General features: G+C 66.5%; 14 protein-coding genes and 1 other RNA gene. 3 read left to right on the forward strand and 12 right to left on the reverse strand.

The annotated features are described in order from the left end of the window. Position 1: 1 nt before the first annotated feature. Entirely contained in the window at positions 2-2,404 is a 2,403-nt protein-coding gene (locus tag AC56LG_RS00755) for a penicillin acylase family protein (RefSeq protein ID WP_497164236.1), read from the reverse strand. Between the two features lie 193 nt (positions 2,405-2,597). Between AC56LG_RS00755 and AC56LG_RS00760 the strand changes: the two genes are divergently transcribed. Beyond that, the gene (locus AC56LG_RS00760; protein ID WP_497164237.1) at positions 2,598-2,879 is read left to right on the forward strand and encodes a hypothetical protein; all 282 of its coding nucleotides are present in this window, start codon (positions 2,598-2,600) and stop codon (positions 2,877-2,879) included. Positions 2,880-3,238: 359 nt separating this feature from the next. Here AC56LG_RS00760 and AC56LG_RS00765 read toward each other — a convergent pair whose 3' ends face one another. The 8 genes from AC56LG_RS00765 to ubiD all read right to left on the reverse strand — a co-directional run bounded on the left by AC56LG_RS00765 (position 3,239) and on the right by ubiD (position 10,747). Continuing rightward, positions 3,239-4,054: a DUF2334 domain-containing protein gene (locus tag AC56LG_RS00765; RefSeq protein WP_497164238.1), complete on the reverse strand. Its 816-nt coding sequence runs from the start codon at positions 4,052-4,054 to the stop codon at positions 3,239-3,241. Further along, positions 4,041-5,180, reverse strand: coding sequence for a glycosyltransferase family 4 protein (locus AC56LG_RS00770; protein WP_497164239.1), 1,140 nt, complete (start codon positions 5,178-5,180; stop codon positions 4,041-4,043). Before AC56LG_RS00770 ends, AC56LG_RS00765 begins: the two co-directional genes overlap by 14 nt. A gap of 297 nt (positions 5,181-5,477) precedes the next feature. Beyond that, positions 5,478-6,068: a recombination mediator RecR gene (gene recR, locus AC56LG_RS00775; protein WP_497164240.1), complete on the reverse strand. Its 591-nt coding sequence runs from the start codon at positions 6,066-6,068 to the stop codon at positions 5,478-5,480. A 9-nt stretch (positions 6,069-6,077) separates the two neighbouring features. Then, positions 6,078-6,368 (reverse strand): YciI family protein, encoded by a 291-nt coding sequence (locus AC56LG_RS00780; RefSeq protein WP_497164241.1) that lies wholly within the window; start codon positions 6,366-6,368, stop codon positions 6,078-6,080. A 16-nt stretch (positions 6,369-6,384) separates the two neighbouring features. Then, on the reverse strand, positions 6,385-6,714 hold the full coding sequence (locus tag AC56LG_RS00785) for a YbaB/EbfC family nucleoid-associated protein (RefSeq protein WP_056339437.1): 330 nt from the start codon (positions 6,712-6,714) through the stop codon (positions 6,385-6,387). A 36-nt stretch (positions 6,715-6,750) separates the two neighbouring features. Next, positions 6,751-8,925, reverse strand: a complete 2,175-nt coding sequence (locus AC56LG_RS00790) for a DNA polymerase III subunit gamma/tau (protein WP_497164242.1) — start codon at positions 8,923-8,925, stop codon at positions 6,751-6,753. Positions 8,926-9,080: 155 nt separating this feature from the next. Then, an RNA gene (gene ffs, locus AC56LG_RS00795) (signal recognition particle sRNA small type) lies at positions 9,081-9,179 on the reverse strand. A gap of 83 nt (positions 9,180-9,262) precedes the next feature. Then, positions 9,263-10,747: a 4-hydroxy-3-polyprenylbenzoate decarboxylase gene (ubiD, locus tag AC56LG_RS00800; RefSeq protein ID WP_497164243.1), complete on the reverse strand. Its 1,485-nt coding sequence runs from the start codon at positions 10,745-10,747 to the stop codon at positions 9,263-9,265. 580 nt (positions 10,748-11,327) lie between these two features. On the opposite strand from ubiD, the gene AC56LG_RS00805 reads away from it, so the two are divergent. Further along, on the forward strand, positions 11,328-12,134 hold the full coding sequence (locus AC56LG_RS00805; protein ID WP_497164244.1) for a transglycosylase SLT domain-containing protein: 807 nt from the start codon (positions 11,328-11,330) through the stop codon (positions 12,132-12,134). A gap of 362 nt (positions 12,135-12,496) precedes the next feature. Here the strand turns inward: AC56LG_RS00805 and nusB are convergent, their stop codons facing one another. The 3 genes from nusB to ribBA all read right to left on the reverse strand — a co-directional run bounded on the left by nusB (position 12,497) and on the right by ribBA (position 14,742). After that, entirely contained in the window at positions 12,497-12,964 is a 468-nt protein-coding gene (nusB, locus tag AC56LG_RS00810) for a transcription antitermination factor NusB (RefSeq protein WP_497164245.1), read from the reverse strand. 11 nt (positions 12,965-12,975) lie between these two features. Next, entirely contained in the window at positions 12,976-13,461 is a 486-nt protein-coding gene (ribH, locus tag AC56LG_RS00815) for a 6,7-dimethyl-8-ribityllumazine synthase (protein WP_056339428.1), read from the reverse strand. 168 nt (positions 13,462-13,629) lie between these two features. Continuing rightward, entirely contained in the window at positions 13,630-14,742 is a 1,113-nt protein-coding gene (ribBA, locus tag AC56LG_RS00820) for a bifunctional 3,4-dihydroxy-2-butanone-4-phosphate synthase/GTP cyclohydrolase II (protein WP_497164246.1), read from the reverse strand. Positions 14,743-15,113: 371 nt separating this feature from the next. Between ribBA and AC56LG_RS00825 the strand changes: the two genes are divergently transcribed. Further along, positions 15,114-17,816, forward strand: a complete 2,703-nt coding sequence (locus tag AC56LG_RS00825) for a two-component system response regulator (RefSeq protein WP_497164247.1) — start codon at positions 15,114-15,116, stop codon at positions 17,814-17,816. Positions 17,817-17,848 lie beyond the last annotated feature (32 nt).

A 17,848-nucleotide genomic window follows, 5' to 3' on the forward strand; every position in this document is an offset into this window, starting at 1 on the left:
ACTACCGCGCCGGCGCCAGCGTCAAGGTATGGCGTGCCGCGCCCGGCAACAGCGGCACCGGACGCCCCCGCACCCAGTCGGCATGCCCATGGCGGAAGTACGGCGACAGCGGATGGCCGCTCTGCCCGCCCGGCATGTTGTAAAGCCCCGCCTCCTCGCGTCCCGGCGACACCGTCATCCGCTCCGACTGGCCGAACTTCGGACCGGCCACGCGCGGCATGTGGGCGTCGCCGGGCAGCTGGTCGGGCGGCACACCCAGCCATTTTCCCAGCGCCGGGATCGCCAGCGCGATCGGATGCATGATCGCCGCCGTGTTGCGTGCGCCCCAGGTCGCCTGTTCCAACGGTATGCCCGCGCGATCGAGTTCGGCGATGACGCGGTCGACCGCCGCCAGTTGCACATCGCGCCAGTTACGCCGGCCCGGGGGCAGCCAACCGGCCGGCTGTTCGTCGAGCAGGCGGCCCAATACCGCCGGCCAGCGCGGGTTCGCCAGCGCCATCGTCGCCTTGGGATCGAGCGCCGCCAGTTGCGCATCGACGCCGTCGAAACAAAGGTCGTGCAGCGCCCACATGAAATCGCGCGCCAGCCGGTAGCCGACCGCGGCGACGTCGGCGCGCCCGTTCCAGCTGGTCGCGAGCTGGTGGCGGAAGGCGGCGCGGCGCGGATGTCCCTGTAGCGCCGCCCCGTCGAGCACCGCCAGCGCCCGCGCGCGCCAGCCGGCGATGAAGAGCGCGCGGTCGTCCAGCGCGACCGCAAAGGCGCCCGCTTCGTCGGTGCGCGGCTCCAGCGCGCGCAGGCGCTCGCGCAGCTGGCTGCTGCGCGCGCCGAGGTCGAAACCGCCGTCGCCGATCAGGCTGCTCCCGGCGCCCAGCAACTGGCGGCTGTTGGCGGTCGAGAGCTGGCCGTCGGGTGGATTGACCACGCGCGGATACTCTTCGGGCGCGAGCAGGCCATCCCACGGTGGCGTGATGGCTCCAACCTGCAAGGGGAAACTGGCATCGCCGGCGCTGGCGGCGCGCCGCGGCAGCCGGCCCGCGATCGTCCAGCCGATAGTACCGGCACTGTCGCCGGCGACGAAATTCTGGGCCGGGATGCCGTCGACGGCGGCAATCGCCAGGGCCGCCTCGACCGTGTCCGCCGTCTCCAGCCGCAGATGGTTCAGGTTGAGCGCGCCCGGATCGTGCGCGACCCAGTGCAGCGCATGGGTGACGCCGCCCGCCGTGCGCAGCGGCCCGAAGGCGGTCTCGCGCACCGGCAGCCGCTGCGCCGGCGCGCCTTTCACCTCGATCGTCTCGACGTATTCAGCCGGACGCTCCCAGCCGCGCGGCGTCTGCACCTCCCCGGGCCGCGCGCGGTCGAAGCGCACTTCGACCAGGTCGAGGTAATCGCCGTAGCTGTTGGTAAAACCCCAGGCCACTTTACCATTGCTGCCGGCAATCACCAGCGGCGGCGCGCCGGGCAGCGTCACCCCGACCAGGCGCCGCTCGCGGCCCTGCCCGTCCGGCCAGGCCAGCGCCAGCCGGTACCAGATGTTCGGTAGTTGCAGGCCGAGGTGCATGTCGTCGGCGACGATCGCGGCGCCGGTCGTGCTGCGGCTGCCGGCGATCGCATAGTTGTTGCTGCCGACCAGTTCGCCGCGTTCGCGCAGCGCCAGCGGCGCAGGCGGGGCCGCAGCGGCGCCCCACCACGTCGGCGCCGTCGGCGGCACGGGTACCTCCGGCGGCGCGGCGGCATTGTCGAGCGGCGCATCCCAGCGCGAGAACGCGGGCAGCAGAAAGGCGAGCTGCGCCGCATCGCTGTGTGCGCGCAGCCAGCCGCGCGCCAGTTCGCGCGGCGCCTGGCTGCCCTGCAGGTCGATGAACATTGCCCACACCGCCAGCAGCGTATCCTCGGCGCGCCAGGGCAGCGGCGCGCTGCCGGTGAGCAGGTATTCGAAAGGACGCACGCCGAGCGCATCGAGGCCGTCGTTGACGCCGGCCACATACCTGTCGACGAAGAGGCGGTCCTGCGGCGGCATCGAGGCCAGCACGCGCACGGCGCGCGCACGAAAACGATGCAGGCGGCGCGCACGGTCGAGCGGCAGCGCGCGCGGTCCGAACAGCGCGGCCAGTTCGCCGGCCGCGGTCCGGCGCAGCAAGTCCATTTGAAAATAGCGTTCCTGGGCGTGTACGAAGCCGGTGGCGTAGGCAAGATCGAAGCGGTTGTTGCCGCGGATGAGGGGTACCCCGGCCGCATCGCGCGCGACCGTGACCGGCGCCACCAGTGCCCGTGCCGTGCGCTCGCCGTCGCGCTGCGCGAGGCTGGCGCGCAGCAGCAGCCAGGCAGCGAGCATCATCAGCAAGAGCAGCCCTGCCAACGCGAATGCCAGCCGCCGGGTCCAGCTTTTCCAGCGGGCTGGCCGCATCGCTCCCCCTGCTATTGTTTATATTGTACGGACGATCTTGCCAGAAAAACCATGCCCGAGAAAGCCGTCAGTGCGATTTTCTGCGGTTCGCCTGGCGAACTGGGGCGTGTCCGATTGGGCCGGATCGAGCAGTGTTCTGATTCTTGCGCTAAGCTCGAAACCAGTGTAATTCACGCAAAAAAAGGAGATCGCAATGCGTACAACCATCGTACTGGCGGCAGCACTGCTGCTGAGCGCCTGCGCCACTCCGCAAGAACGGGCGGCGCGCAAACAGGCCGAAATGAGCGAAATGATCGCCATCTACGGCCCGGCCTGCGACCGTCTGGGCTATGCCCAGCAAACCGACCAATGGCGCAGCTGCATCATCAGCCTGAGCACGAAGGACGACGTGCAGCGCTACGGGACCGGCCCCGGGTACGTCGGCCCCTGGGGTGGCTATTGGGGCGGCGGTTATTGGGGGCGTGGCTGGCGGTAAGCGGCTCTGGTCCGCGCTTTCACGGAAGCCTGGAACGCCGAGGCAACGTAGGGTCATGGCGGCCAATGGTCGCCATGAAGGTTTCACCGGGTACTTGTGCCCACGCGGTCGTGCCTCGCCGTGCCGCACGATAACCGGCGTTCGCATCGGTTTGCATACCTCTATCGGAATTTGACGGTCCCTGATTCGAGACGCGTCGGGATAGGCACAGATACGACCGCATGGGCACAAGTGCCCATCCTACGAGGTTGTGAAAAAATCGCCATGGCTGCGTTGCCTTGTCTCGCCGTACACTCGTACTGTCTTCGACTCGGCGCCGGGCGGCCGTATCCCTTGCCCTGACGATTTTTTCACAACCTCTACGTTACGCGACTGCTCCGGGTCGCCAGCAGCCGTCGCGCACATTCGGCCTTCGTGACCGCCTCGCGCGTGCCCAGCATGCGCTCGACCAGGCGCTGGGCATGCGCCACCAGGCGCGAATGGCGCACGTCGGGCGGATGCAAACTGAGGCGCATCAGCGGTCCCTGGGCCATGCAGCGTGCAGCCACGCTGGCGGCAAGCGGCGAGAGCGCGCGCCCAAGCGAGTTCCTGGCCGTGTAGACCAGCGACGGCGCAAACACCGAGCATCCCTGGCGCAGCAGGTGAAAGCGCGTAAACGTGGTGGTGTAGGAAAAGGCAAACTCGGGCAGCACGCGCCAGGATGCTTCGCCCAGCAGCCAGGCGGGCGGCACGAAACCCGACACCGGCCAGTCGCGCTGGCGGAACCACTCCAGCCCGAGCGCGATGCGTTCGCGCGCATCGGCCGCCGCCAGCGCCGCGAACTCCCCTTCGCGCTGGGTGTACACGCCGCGCAGGAAGCGCTGGCGCAAGCCGGACGACCGCGCGCCGGTATCGAGATGGGTATAGCCGTGCAGCGCCAGTTCGTCGCCGCGCGCCAGCGCCGCATCGAGTCCGGCGCGCATGCTGCGCTCGTCGCGCTCGTCGGCCGGCCGCCCGTGGTAGTGCGGTACCACCAGCCAGGTCAGGCGGACGTCGGCGGCCTGGCGCATGGCGCGCGCCAGGCGCGCGCATTCTTCCCAGGTGCCGGGCGCGACGTCGTGGATCGACACGCACAGCATGGGCGGCTCTGCCAGCAGCGCACGTGCTTCAGTTGATTGCACTTCAGTCGGTGACACAGATGCTCCTCGCGCCGGGTTCGTCCTGGCCGCGCGTACCGAGCACGGCCTGGTAGCGCCGCATCACCTGCGGCAGGATCTCGTTCCAGTCGTAATACTCGGCCGCCTTGCGCCGCGCATGCGCGCCCATCGCGCCAAGGTCGCGCCCGTAGGCCGCCTCGATGGCGCCGGCCAGGCTGTCGACGCAGTTCGGCCGCGCCAGGATGCCCGTCTGTTCGTCGATCAGTTCGGCCACGCCGCCGCCGGTGGTCGCCACCACAGGCAAGCCGCAGGCCATGGCTTCGAGCACGATCAGGCCAAAGGTTTCGCAGTCGCCCGGATGCACCAGCAGGTCGCAGCTGGCCAAGAGGCGCGCCAGGTGGCGCTGGTTGCGCTTGAACGGCAGGTAAGTGATTTGCGGATAGCGCGGCAATTCGAGATCGCCGCCGCCGATCATCAGGAGGTGATACGGCCGGCCGAGTTTGCGCACCGCGTCGATCAGCAGCGGCAGTTTTTTCTCGTGCGTAAAGCGGCCCGCGTACACCAGCAGGCGCGCATTCTCGGGCAGGCGCAGATGGGCGCGCAGGGTCTCGACGCGCCGCGCCGGACTGAACACGCTGCTGTCGATGCCGAGCGGCTGGTGGTGCGCATCGGGCACGCCCATCGCATGCAACTGCTCGACCATGGCGCGGCTGGGCGCGAGCACGAGATCGAACTGGCGGTACAGGTGGGCCAGGTATTTGCAGGTGGCGTTTTCCGCTGTCTGGCCGAAGCGCGGGCGCACCAGGCGCGGCAGGTCGGAGTGATAAAAGGCGATCGCCGGTACGCCCAGGCGGCGGCGCAGGCGCAGTGCCGCCCAGGCGCTGTGGCCGGCGTCGCCGGCTTCGATCAGGTCGGGCCGGGCCTGGCGCAGCAGGCGCGCCGGAGCGCGCACCGAGGTCGGCATGCGAAAGCCGTTGATGCCCGGCAGCGCGAAGGCGGGCACGCGCACCAGCGCCGGCGATTCGCCGCCGCTGTCGACGTTCGGGCTGAGGATGGTGTGCTGGACGCGGCCGTGCCGGGCCAGCCAGCGTGCCTTGGCATTCAGGTAGGTGCTGACGCCGTTGCCTTCGGCGGCGTAAAACATCGTGATATCGACGAGGTGCATGCTTGCAGGTCCGCTTGAATTGAGCCCACGATAGCAGCGGACATTCAATTCCGATTGCGCACACGCAAACGGCTACCGCCGCTCGGAGCTACTTAGGAGCCAATCCCGGTAGTCCGGAGTCGCTGCGAACGCGCAGGACAAGCGGGTGCTGCGTTGCTCGTCGGCGCATTAGAAAAATTCATGGCCCCGCCATGCGCCCTTCTCGCGCCTTGCCCGCGCTTGCCCTGCATCGCCTACGCGCATGTCGTTCACAGCTTCCCCCGGTCTACCGGGATAGGCTCAGTTCTTGTCGGAAGATTATGCACTGCGGCGATCCAGCATGGCGCGCGCGATGGTGCCGGCGTCGACATACTCGAGCTCGCCGCCCACGGGCACCCCGCGTGCGAGGCGGCTGACCTTGAGCCCGCGCGCCTTGAGCATCTCGCTGATGTAGTGGGCGGTGGCTTCGCCTTCGTTGGTGAAATTGGTCGCGAGCACGACCTCCCCCACCACGCCGTCGGCGGCGCGGCCGACCAGCTTGTCGAGGTGCAGGTCTTTCGGACCGATGCCATCCAGCGGCGACAGCCGCCCCATCAGCACGAAGTACAGGCCTTTATACGTCAGGGTCTGCTCGATCATGATCTGGTCGGCCGGGGTTTCGACGATGCACAGCAGCGTGCGGTCGCGCGCCTCGTCGGCGCACATTTCGCACACCTCGGTGTCGGCGAAGGTATTGCACAGCGCGCAATGGTGCACCGAGTCGACCGCCTGGTAGAGCGCGCGCGAAAGCATGGCCGCGCCTTCGCGGTCGTGCTGCAACAGGTGGAAGGCCATGCGCTGGGCCGACTTGGGGCCGATGCCCGGCAGGCGGCGCAGCGCTTCGGTCAGGAAGTCGAGGGATTTGGACATATCAAGTACCTACACCCCGCGCCAGGCGTCGAATGCCTCGGCCGTCATGGTCGGGGTGAATTCGGTGATCTCGTAGCGCGCCAGGTCGGCCAGCGCGAACGGGTCTTCGCTCAGTATCCGCTCCAGGGCGCCGCGGCTGGGCGCGCGCGCAAGGATGATGCCGCCGTCGCGCGGCACCTTGGCGCCCGACATCAGGAAGATGCCGGCCTTGTACTGCGTGCCCAGCCACTCGCGGTGCGCGGCCAGGCGCGCGTCGATCTTGGCGAGCGGCGCGGTATAGGTGAGCGAGACGATAAACATTAATGCGTGAGGACGATCAGAACGGCATCTTGAAGCCGGGCGGCAGGCCAGGCATGCCGGCGGTCAGGCCGCTCATCTTTTCGGCGGCGGTCGCTTCGGCCTTGCGCACGGCGTCGTTGAAGGCGGCGGCGACCAGGTCTTCCAGCATGTCCTTGTCGTCGGCCAGCAGCGACGGGTCGATCTGCACGCGCTTGACGTCGTTCTTGCAAGTCATCGTGACCTTCACCAGGCCGGCGCCCGACTGGCCTTCGACCTCGATCAGGGCCAGCTGCTCCTGCGCCTTCTTCATGTTGTCCTGCATGGCTTGCGCCTGTTTCATCAAGCCTGCGAGCTGGTTCTTCATCATGGTGCGATTCTCCAATAATTCGTTAAAAGGGGGATTTTAGACTGGCGGGCGCACCGAGCCGGGCACGACAAAGGCGCCGAGCACGCGTTCCATCTCCTGCACGAACGGATCGCCCGCGACGATCGCCTCGGCCAGGCGCTGGCGCTCTTCCTTGGCGGCTTTCGCCTCGGCGCTGGCCGTGTACCAGACCGGACCGATTTCGGTCTCGACGGTGATGCGCTTGCCGGCGAACACATCCTGCAATGCGGCCTGCAGCTTTTCGCTGTTGCCGCTGGCGCGCAGGGTGTCGACCGGTACGCGCAGGCGGAACACGGCCGAGTGGGTATCGGCATGGCAGTCGATCAGTTCGGTCTGCAGGGCCAGCTGCTGCGACACGCCGCGCAGCGGCAGGCTTGCTGCCAGCGCCGGCCAGTTGCCGTCCCAGTCGAGGCTCGGGACGGACGTGACGACGTAGGCATGCGGCGGCGTGGCCGGCGCACGCGCGGCGACCGGCACGCTCACCGGCGCGGCGACTGCATCGGTGGCGGCGTTGGTGGCCGTTTCGTTGGCAACGGCGGTATCGTCGGAAAATTCAGTGACCCAGGATGGCGGACCGTCGTCGCTCGCAGCCTCATTGCCGGCGCGCGATTGCGGTTGCTGCCGCGCCTCGGCCTGCGCGCCTGGACGGTCCCAGGGCGGCGCGGCGCCGGGACGGGCAGCCGCAGCGGCGGACGGACCAGGCGCGCCCGGCGGGGCCATGCGCCCGCCAGGACCGCCCGGCCCTGCGCCGGGGCCGACATTGATGGGACGCGCCGGCGCTGCCGCCGGGGCAGCAGACGGCGCACTCGGGACGGGCGTATCCGCGCCAGGGCGCTTGGGCGGCGAACGCTGGCCCGAGGCTGCACGCGCCGCTTCAAGGGCCGCGTTGATGGCCGCGCGCGCCGAATTCATGGCCGGCGCCGGATTGGCAGCAGCGGCAGGCGCGGCTGGTGCCGCCGGTGCCGATTGCGGCGCGGCCGGACGCGGCGACGGCGGAGCCGCAGCGGATGCCGCCGCAGCTGCACGCCCCATCGGCGCAGCCGCACGTGGCGCCGCAGCGGCAGCGGGCGCAGCAATGCGCTCGGCCCCACCCTGCCCCGGCCGGAAAGCCAGCATGCGCAGCAGGGTCATCGTGAAACCGGCGTACTCGTCCGGCGCCAGGCCGATCTCGTTACGGCCGTGCACGGCAATTTGATAGAACAATTGCACTTCCTGCGGATCGAAAGCCTCAGCCAGGCGCAGGATATCGGCCAGTTCAGGTAAGTCCTGCGGCACGGCGGCCGGCACCGACTGCGCCAGTGCGATCCGGTGCAGCAAGGTGCCGAGGTCCTGCAGCGCGCCGTTGTACGACAGGCTGCGGCTGGCCATCTCGTCAGCCACGGCCAGCAGGTCGGCGCCGTTTTCATTGGCCAGCGCGTCGAGCAGGCGCACCAGGTAGGACTGATCGAGCGCGCCGAGCATGCCCTGCACCGCTTCCAGCGTGACGGCGCCGGCGGCATAGGCAATGGCCTGGTCGGTCAGCGAGAGCGCGTCGCGCATCGAGCCGTGCGCGCCCTGGGCCAACAGGCGCAGGGCCGGCTGTTCGAACGTCACGCCTTCCTGGCCGAGGATGTTTTCCAGGTGGCCGACGATATGGCCCGGCGGCATCTGCTTCAGGTTGAATTGCAGGCAGCGCGACAGCACCGTGACCGGAATCTTTTGCGGGTCGGTGGTGGCGAGGATGAACTTGACGTGCTCGGGCGGTTCCTCGAGCGTTTTCAGCATCGAGTTGAATGCGTGGTTCGTGAGCATGTGCACCTCGTCGATCATGTAGACCTTGAAGCGCGCATTGCTCGGTGCGTAGACAGCCTGCTCGAGCAGCTGGGCCATCTCGTCGACGCCGCGATTCGATGCGGCGTCCATCTCTATATAGTCGACGAAGCGGCCGGCGTCGATCGCGCGGCAGGCTTCACAGGCGCCGCAGGGCTGGGCCGTGATGCCGCCCGCGCCGTCGGGGCCGGTGCAGTTGAGCGACTTGGCCAGGATGCGCGAGAGCGTCGTCTTGCCGACGCCGCGGGTACCCGTGAACAGGTAGGCATGGTGCAGGCGGCCGGTATCGAGCGCGTGGGTGAGCGCGCGCACGACGTGCTCCTGGCCAACCAGCGTGTCGAAGTTCTTGGGGCGGTATTTGCGGGCGAGGACTTGATAGGACATACCGCGATTTTACCGCAGATGGCCGCCGGCGCGAACATTACCGGCTGAGACCAGGCGAAACGCCGATGACAGGCGAGCAACATTTGTCTTTGCTGGACAAACAATTGTTGGGCATGAAAAGCGGGAAATGAAGTGAACTGCGGAGGAGAAACGAAGGAGGCGAGCCTGATCTGCGGCACTTGCGGTGAACGGCTTTGGCTGCTTCGTTCCCGACCTGACCAGGTAAACCATGCCACAATGCGCAGGGGCCCGCCAGATCGCATTATAACCGACGCAAGAAAACTTGTGGGCAGGGATTTTTCGCGCCCCGCCCACCCTGCTTATTACAAGCCCCGCATTACAAGCCTAACTCCTGCCAGATCGCATCGACCCGCATCTTGACCTCGGGCGACATCGTGATCGGCGTGCCCCATTCGCGGTTGGTCTCGCCCGGCCACTTGTTGGTGGCATCGATCCCCATCTTGCTGCCGAGGCCGCTAATCGGCGAGGCGAAATCGAGGTAGTCGATCGGCGTGTTATCGACCAGCACCGTGTCGCGCGTCGGATCGACCCGGGTCGTGATGGCCCAGATCACCTCTTTCCAGTCGCGCACGTCGACGTCTTCATCGACCACGACGATGAACTTCGTATACATGAACTGACGCAGGAAACTCCAGACCCCGAACATGACGCGCTTGGCATGCCCGGCGTACTGCTTCTTCATCTGCACCACGGCCATGCGGTAGCTGCAACCTTCCGGCGGCAGGTAGAAATCGGTGATCTCGCTGAATTGCTTTTGCAGCAGCGGAATGAAGACTTCGTTCAGGGCCACGCCGAGCACGGCCGGCTCGTCGGGCGGCTTGCCGGTATAGGTCGAGTGATAGATCGGGTCGCGCCGCATGGTGATGCGGTCGATGGTGAAGACCGGGAAGCTGTCCTGCTCGTTGTAATAGCCGGTGTGGTCGCCGTACGGTCCTTCCATCGCATGCTCGAAGCCGGACGGGTGGTTCGCATCCGGATAGATATGCCCTTCGAGCACGATTTCGGCAGACGCCGGCACGCGCAACTCGCTGCCGATGGCTTTGGTGAGCGTGGTGCGCTGGCCGCGCAGCAGGCCGGCGAACTGGTATTCCGACAGGCTGTCGGGCACCGGCGTGACCGCGCCCAGGATGGTGGCCGGATCGGCGCCCAGGGCCACCGCCACCGGATACGGCTGGCCCGGGTTGGCAATCGCATGTTCGCGGAAGTCGAGCGCGCCGCCGCGGTGCGCCAGCCAGCGCATGATGACCTTGTTGCGGCCCAGCACCTGCTGGCGGTAGATCCCCAGGTTCTGGCGCTTCTTGTTCGGCCCCTTGGTAATCACCAGACCCCAGGTGATGAGCGGCGCGACGTCGCCCGGCCAGCAATGCTGGATCGGCAGGCGCGCCAGGTCGACGTCATTGCCTTCCCAGACGATTTCCTGGCAAGCGGCGCCCTTCACTTCCTTCGGCGCCATGTCCCACACGGCCTTCACGAGCGAACCCAGGCCCATGATGTCCTTGAAGCCGCGCGGCGGTTCCGGTTCCTTCAGGCGCGCCAGCACGTGGCCGATGCGGCGCAGTTCGGTCACGCTGTCGGCGCCCATGCCCATTGCCACCCGTTGCGGCGTGCCGAACAGGTTGGCCAGCACGGGAATGGTGTGCCCTGCCGGTTTTTCGAACAGCAGCGCCGGTCCGCCGGCACGCAGCACCCGATCGGCCACTTCCGTCATCTCCAGATACGGCGATACCGGGGTAGTTACACGCTTTAAGTCGCTATTTAGTTCCAATTGGGACATAAAATCCCGGAGATCTGCATATTTCATCAAGTTTTGCTTGTTTTTTCGATTGCTTGAGGTTAATCAAAATGCGCCGCCAAGTGTTTGATTTGGCAAGGTATTGCTGAGCTCGGTCACCAAAAGTCAGATCTATAAGTTATAAGGCGCGTTCGTGCTAGTATTGACTCCGTATAAACGACCTCCTACAATCGCACCTACTTGATGAGACGGCCATTTAAAAAGCTGATTGTAGCCGCTCTCATAACTTCACGGGGTCGGGGCCCCAACGACATTTGTAAGGAGTGTTTCCACCAGGCGTCTGCCTGAACCCCCGAGACAGTTGTTGAGCCACTGGACCGTCCCACGCTTGGGCATCGGCCAGCTGAAGCAAAGCAATGACGGCGTTTTGGTCTTCCGCACTGGAAGCCCTGACGATTTTTCTGATGCACGGCATTGGTAACCAACGTAGCGCCTGGAGCGCCACGACGGGATCCTTTTCGCCGCGACAAAGGGGACTTCGATGATCAATCGTTTGTTCGGTACGAGCGCAAGGCTCGTCCAATCCATGGCCAGCCAGCCATTCACGTTTGCACAAGTGAGCAAAACGGCGCGTGGTCTGCTGACCACAATGCAACACACCCTGACCGTGTTCGGTCTCTCGGCAGTGGCGGTACTGGCCCTGCTCTACACGAACCCGGATGCAGCAAAAAAGGTTTCCGAACTGCTGTATCCAGAAACAACCGTCGCCAACGCACCTGTCCGTGCCACCGTCGCGACTGCAACCCCGGCACCGATTCAGGACGTCGCGCCGGACGCCACGCAAGAGCACCATGCCGACGTCAAGCACCTCGGTAATACGAAACAGCAGCAGAACGTCACCTCCTGGCTCGCCAAGCGCTACCGGGTCGCCGGCGACGCCGCCAACATGCTCGTCTCGACGGCCTACATGACGGCCCACGAGATCAAGCTCGATCCACTGCTGATCCTGGCCGTGATGGCCATCGAATCGGGCCTGAACCCGTTCGCGGAAAGCCCGATGGGCGCCAAGGGCCTGATGCAGGTGATGGCCAAGGTCCACCACGACAAGTTCCAGGAAGTCGGCGGCGCCCAGGCTGCGCTCAATCCAGTGGCCAACATCCGTGTCGGCGCCCTGATCCTGAAGGATTACGTCAAGCGCACCGGCTCGGTCGAAGGCGGCCTCAAGACCTACGTCGGCGCGGCCGACATGGACAGCGATTCCGGCTACGGCGCCAAGGTGCTGGCCGAATACAAGCGCCTGAAACTGGTTGCCGGCGGCAAGAAAGTCCCGACCAACACCCCCGCCGCCCCGGCGCAGATGGTGGTCAAGTCGGCGCCCGCCGCCCCGGCCGCATCGAAAGCCGAGGAACCGGCAGCACCCGCCGAACCGCACGTGGAAGCGCTGGCGACGCTGTAACGCGAACAACGTTCACTCCTCATGGCCACCCTCGCGGTGGCTTTTTTTATGGAGTCGGGACGGTTGTGCACCGTGCGCTCATGGCAATCGAAATCGCTGCGCACCGTAGGGTGGACTCCTGAGTCCACGCGTTACGATGGTTGATAGCCTGCGACGTCGGGCTTCCCTGCGGCTGATCCTCACCACGTTCCACTCACCGTTTGCGGTCTCACGGACGGAGTATGCCCGTGCTTAAGCACGAACGCGTGGACTCCGGAGTCCACCCTACAGTGCGCCACCGTCACAGGCCAGCACAAACAAAAAAGCCACCACGCTTGCTCCGCGTGGTGGCTTTTTGCCGCCCTACTATATATAGAGGGAAATCAGCGGCGGGCGTCGGCGCCGACTTCTTCCGGACGCAGCTGCGATGCCAGCTTGTCGAGCACGCCGTTGACGTACTTGTGGCCGTCGATACCGCCGAACGACTTGGTCAGCTCGACCGCTTCGTTGATGACGACGCGGTACGGGATTTCCGGGTGGTTCTTCAGTTCGTACGCGCCCAGCAGCAGCACGCCGTGCTCGATCGGCGACAGTTCGGCCACGCCGCGGTCGATCAGTGGGGCGATCGATTCGCGCAGTTCGACCGAGGTCGAGATGGTGCCGTTCAGCAGCGACGAGAAATACTCGCCGTCGGCCTTGTCGAAGCCGTGGGCGGCGCGGATGTTGTTGGCCACCTTGGTCGATGGCTCGTTGTTCAGCAGCCATTGATACAGGCCCTGGAGCGCGAACTCGCGCGCGCGGTGGCGCGGGGTGCGGTTCTTGCTCGGGTTGGCGTGGGTAGTCTTTTCCATATCTTCGTCCCTTACTCTTCTTCTTCCTCGGGGTGCAGCTCTTCCAGCGCCAGCAGCAGGTTGGCCATCTCGACCGCGACCTTGGCCGCGTCGGCACCCTTTTCCGCCATGCGTACTTCGGCCTGCTCGTCGGTCTCGGTGGTCAGCACCGCATTCGCGATCGGGATGCCGTAGTCCAGGCCGATGCGGGTGATGCCGGCGCCCGACTCGTTCGAGACCAGCTCGAAGTGGTAAGTCTCGCCGCGGATGACGGCGCCGAGCGCGATCAGGGCGTCGAACTGCTGGGTCTCGGCCATCTTTTGCAGGGCCAGCGGGATTTCCAGCGCGCCCGGCACGGTCACGTGCAAAATGTCCTCGTCGGCCACGCCCAGGTGTTTCAGTTCAGCCAGGCAGGACGACAGCAGGCCATGCCCGACGTCGGCATTGAAGCGCGCCTGCACGATCCCGATGCGCAGGTCCTCGCCTGTCATGTTGCTCTCATAAGTTCCTACCGTCATGGCTGCCCTCTTTCGTATTTGTCGTTAAATAATAATGGATCCTACAGCGTCTCGAAGCCTCGAGAAACCGTAGCGAGCGGAAGAAATTTCGGTCGAGAAGCGGAGCTGTACAAGCGTACAGCGAGCATCGCAGACCGAAAGTTCGACGCGCAGTAGGTTTATCGAGGCTTAAGCCACAGGACTGGCGATGTAGCCGGTCACCTCGAGATCGAAACCGGTCATCGACGGCATCTTGCGCGGATTGGCCAGCAGCTTCATCTTGCCCACGCCCAGTTCCTTCAGGATCTGGGCGCCGATGCCGTAGGTGCGCAAGTCCATCGTCGCCGCGCGCCCGGTCGGACGTGCGCCCGGTGCGTCGAGCGACGTAAACTGCGCGAACAGCTGCTCGGCCGTCTCGCCGCAGTTGAGCAGGACGACGACGCCCGATTCGCTGCGCTTGATCGCGTCCATCGCCGAGGCCATGGTCCAGGAGTGGGTGGTGGCGCGGTGTTCCAGCACGTCCAGAATCGACACCGGCTGGTGCACGCGCACCAGGGTTTCGACCTCGCGCTGCACGCTGCCGTGGACCATCGCCAGGTGCGCGCTGCCGCTCGGCTTGTCGCGGTAGGCGATCAGCTGGAATTCGCCGTGGGCGGTGTTCAGGGTGCGCTCGGCAACGCGCTCGACCAGGCTCTCGTTCTCGCTGCGGTAATGGATCAGGTCGGCAATGGTGCCGATCTTGAGGTTGTGTTCCTTGGCGAACTCGATCAGGTCCGGCAGGCGTGCCATGGTGCCGTCTTCCTTGATGATCTCGCAGATCACCGAGGCCGGGGTCAGGCCGCCCATCTCGGTCAGGTCGCAGCCCGCTTCGGTGTGGCCGGCGCGCATCAGGACGCCGCCCTTCACTGCGCGCAACGGGAAGATGTGGCCCGGCTGCACCAGGTCGTCCGGCTTCGCGCCGCGGTTGACGGCCACCTGGATGGTACGCGCGCGGTCGGCCGCCGAGATACCGGTGGTGACGCCTTCGGCCGCTTCGATCGAGACCGTGAAATTGGTGCCGAACGAGGTGCCGTTGCGAGTCGTCATCATCGGCAGCGCCAGACGGTCGCAGATGTCTTCCGACAGGGTGAGGCAGACCAGGCCGCGCGCGTGGCGGATCATGAAATTGATCGCCTCGGGCGTGACGAAGTCGGCTGCCAGGACCAGGTCGCCCTCGTTTTCGCGGTCTTCTTCGTCGACCAAAATGACCATGCGGCCGGCGCGAAGTTCGGCAACGATTTCCTGGGTGCTGGAGATAGACATGCGGATTTCCTCTGTTCGGTACTTGATTCGGTGACGCAGCGTGCGTAATCCGCTATTTTAAAGGATTTACCGGCGTCCGACCGGGTCGATGCGAGGAACCCGACCCGACAATGGGGGCGGCAAGCGGTAATTGAACACACGGGAAACCATAGAGCGTTGCACATGTGCAACAAAATACAATTGTTCAAAATCAATTGTTAAATACTATGTTTTAATAAGCAACTTTGTGGTGTTTGCGACATCCAGAGGATTATGATTCATCACAGTCAGGTCTACGTGCCGGCGTGCTGCCGCCGGTGCATTCATGGAGTTGTCATGCCGGTACCGCTATTCGTCTGTCAGTGCGCCGCCGCAGCGCGGGAGACCCACTGATGGCCACCATCCTCATCGTCGATGACCGTCCGAGCAACCGCGCCTACCTGCTGGCCCTGCTCGGCTTCACCGAACACCGCCTGCTCGAAGCCGAAGACGGCGCCGCCGCCCTGCAGCTGGTGCGCAGCGAGCGCCCCGACCTGATCATCACCGACATCCTGATGCCGACCATGGACGGCTACGAGTTCGTCCAGCGCCTGCGCGCCGACCGCGCCCTGGCCGCCACCCGCGTGATCTTCTATTCCGCCGTCTACGCCGAGCGCGAGACGGTGGCCATGGCGCGCAGCTGCGGCGTGCAGACCGTGCTGTCCAAGCCGTCCGACCCGCAGGACATCATGGCGGCCGTGAATGCCGAATTGGGACTGTCGGCGGCGGCCGCCGACGCGGCACTGTCCACGGCGCGCGAGGAACGCCATCCGGCCCTCGCATCGGCGCCCGCGCAGGCCACGCCGCCGGGCGACAGCCGCCTGGCCACACGCCTGGCCGCACTCGAGGACATGTGCCTGCGCCTGGCCGGCGAACGCCGCGTCGACGGCCTGGCCGCCGGCTTCCTGCAGGCCGCGGCAACCATCCTCGACGCCGACCAGCTGGCCGTGTGCCTGCTCGAGAGCGACGAACGCACGGTCTGCCACCTGGACGCGCGCGGCTTCGATGCCGCTCCCCTGCTGGCGCATGCGACCGGCACCCGCCTGCCGGGCGCGCTGCTGCAATCGCGCCAGGCCCTGCTGCTGGCCGAGGGCGACCCGCTGCTGGGCACCCTGCCGCCCGCCCTGCCGCGCTGCGGTTCCTTCCTCGGCCTCGCGGTGCGCGACCAGCGCCACCTGTACGGCTGGCTGTACCTGCTGCGCGCCCCGAGCGCGGCGCCGTTCGGGCCGGACGACGCTCACTGGGCCTCGGCCCTTGGCGCCCACCTGGCGGTCGCCTACGAAAACCTGAACCTGTACGGCGTGGTGCAGCGCCACGCCGCCCAGCTCCAGCTGGAAGCGACCGCACGCGCCGAGGCCGACGCCGCCTTGCGCGAGAGCGAACACCGCCTGGAGCTGGCGCGCCAGGTGTTCGACAGCACCCAGGAAAGCATCATGATGACCGACGCCTGCGCCAACATCGTCGCGGTCAACCCTGCCTTCGAGCGCATCACCGGTTATCGCGAGGCCGATGTGCTGGGCCTGAATCCGCGCCTGCTGCGCTCGGGCCGCCACGAAGCCTGCTTCTACCGCGCCATGTGGGACAGCCTGGAACAGCATGGCCAGTGGCGCGGCGAGATCTGGAACCGGCGCAAGAACGGCGAAGTCTACCCCGAGCGCATGAGCATCAGCGCGGTGCGCGACGAAGCCGGCAAGCTGACCGCCTACGTCTCGGTGTCGACCGACATGTCGGCGCTGAAGGCAGCCCACAACCAGCTCGACTTCCTGTCGAACCACGACGCCCTGACCCGGCTGCCGAACCGTTCGCTGTTCCACGACCGCCTGCAGCAATCGATCGCCGCGGCGCGCCGCGACGGCAGCCAGCTGGCGCTGCTGCTGGTGAACGTCGACCGCCTCTCGCGCATCAACGACAGCCTCGGGCACAGCGCCGGCGACGCCCTGCTGCGCGAAGTGGCGCGCCGCGCCAGCGCGGTCGCCGGTCCCACCGACACCGTCGCGCGCCTGTCGGGCGACGAATTCGTGCTGCTGACCAGCTGCGACGATACCGAAGACATCATCTTCACCGCCCAGCGCCTGATCGAGGCGATCGCCCAGCCGCATTCGGTGGACGGCCACGACGTCGTCGTCACCGGCAGCGTCGGCATCAGCGTGTTCCCGCGCGACGGCGACATGCCGGGCGACCTGCTCAAGGCCGCCGACGCCGCGCTGGCGCACCAGAAGGATGCCGGCCGCAATGGCTTCCGCTTCTTCAAGGGCGAGATGAATGCCCAGGCGATGCGCTGGCTGGCGCTGGAAACGCGCCTGCGCCGCGCCATCGGCCAGGCCGAACTGGCGCTGCACTTCCAGCCGCAGGTGGCCTGCGCCGACGGGCGCGTGCTCGGCATGGAAGCGCTGCTGCGCTGGCACAGTTCGGAACTGGGCCGCGTCTCGCCGGCCGACTTCATTCCGCTGGCCGAGGACACCGGCCTGATCCTGCCGATCGGCGACTGGGTGATCCGCCAGGCCTGCCTGCAGAACAAGGCCTGGCAGGACGCCGGCCTGCCCTGCGTGCCGGTGGCGGTGAACGTCTCGGCGCACCAGTTCAAGGCCGGCACCGTGCCCGCCGTGGTGCGCGCGGCGCTGGCGGAGTCCGGCCTGGAAGCGCGTTACCTGGAAGTCGAACTGACCGAAAGCGTCATGATGGGCGACACCAGCGCGGCCGAAGCCCAGCTGGCCGAACTGCGCGCGATGGGCGTGTCGCTCTCGCTCGACGATTTCGGCACCGGCTACTCATCGCTCGGCTACCTGTCGCGCTTCTCGCTCGACAAACTGAAGATCGACCAGGCGTTCGTGCGCAACATCACCACCGACCCGCGCAGCGCGGCCATCGCGCAGGCCACGATCGCGCTGGCCGAAGGCCTGGCGCTGCGGGTGGTGGCCGAAGGCGTCGAGACGCTCGACCAGCGCGACTTCCTCGGCCGCATCGGCTGCCAGGTGCTGCAGGGTTACCTCTACAGCCAGCCGCTGCCGGCGCGCGAAATGGCCTTGCTGTTGCAGGCGGGACGCGTGGCGGTGTGAAGTGCCACGAAGGTGCGGGCGGCCGTTACAAT

Source organism: Telluria sp. ZB2R32, assembly GCF_059685715.1.

What these genes read in the sequence shown, in the direction of transcription:
- AC56LG_RS00825 (WP_497164247.1), top strand. Translation starts at nt 15,114, where the DNA reads ATGGCCACCATCCTCATCGTCGATGACCGTCCGAGCAACCGCGCCTAC.
- AC56LG_RS00790 (WP_497164242.1), bottom strand. Translation starts at nt 8,925, where the DNA reads ATGTCCTATCAAGTCCTCGCCCGCAAATACCGCCCCAAGAACTTCGAC.
- AC56LG_RS00760 (WP_497164237.1), top strand. Translation starts at nt 2,598, where the DNA reads ATGCGTACAACCATCGTACTGGCGGCAGCACTGCTGCTGAGCGCCTGC.
- AC56LG_RS00755 (WP_497164236.1), bottom strand. Translation starts at nt 2,404, where the DNA reads ATGCGGCCAGCCCGCTGGAAAAGCTGGACCCGGCGGCTGGCATTCGCG.
- AC56LG_RS00780 (WP_497164241.1), bottom strand. Translation starts at nt 6,368, where the DNA reads ATGTTTATCGTCTCGCTCACCTATACCGCGCCGCTCGCCAAGATCGAC.
- ubiD (WP_497164243.1), bottom strand. Translation starts at nt 10,747, where the DNA reads ATGAAATATGCAGATCTCCGGGATTTTATGTCCCAATTGGAACTAAAT.
- nusB (WP_497164245.1), bottom strand. Translation starts at nt 12,964, where the DNA reads ATGGAAAAGACTACCCACGCCAACCCGAGCAAGAACCGCACCCCGCGC.
- recR (WP_497164240.1), bottom strand. Translation starts at nt 6,068, where the DNA reads ATGTCCAAATCCCTCGACTTCCTGACCGAAGCGCTGCGCCGCCTGCCG.
- AC56LG_RS00770 (WP_497164239.1), bottom strand. Translation starts at nt 5,180, where the DNA reads ATGCACCTCGTCGATATCACGATGTTTTACGCCGCCGAAGGCAACGGC.
- ribH (WP_056339428.1), bottom strand. Translation starts at nt 13,461, where the DNA reads ATGACGGTAGGAACTTATGAGAGCAACATGACAGGCGAGGACCTGCGC.
- AC56LG_RS00805 (WP_497164244.1), top strand. Translation starts at nt 11,328, where the DNA reads ATGCAACACACCCTGACCGTGTTCGGTCTCTCGGCAGTGGCGGTACTG.
- AC56LG_RS00785 (WP_056339437.1), bottom strand. Translation starts at nt 6,714, where the DNA reads ATGATGAAGAACCAGCTCGCAGGCTTGATGAAACAGGCGCAAGCCATG.
- ribBA (WP_497164246.1), bottom strand. Translation starts at nt 14,742, where the DNA reads ATGTCTATCTCCAGCACCCAGGAAATCGTTGCCGAACTTCGCGCCGGC.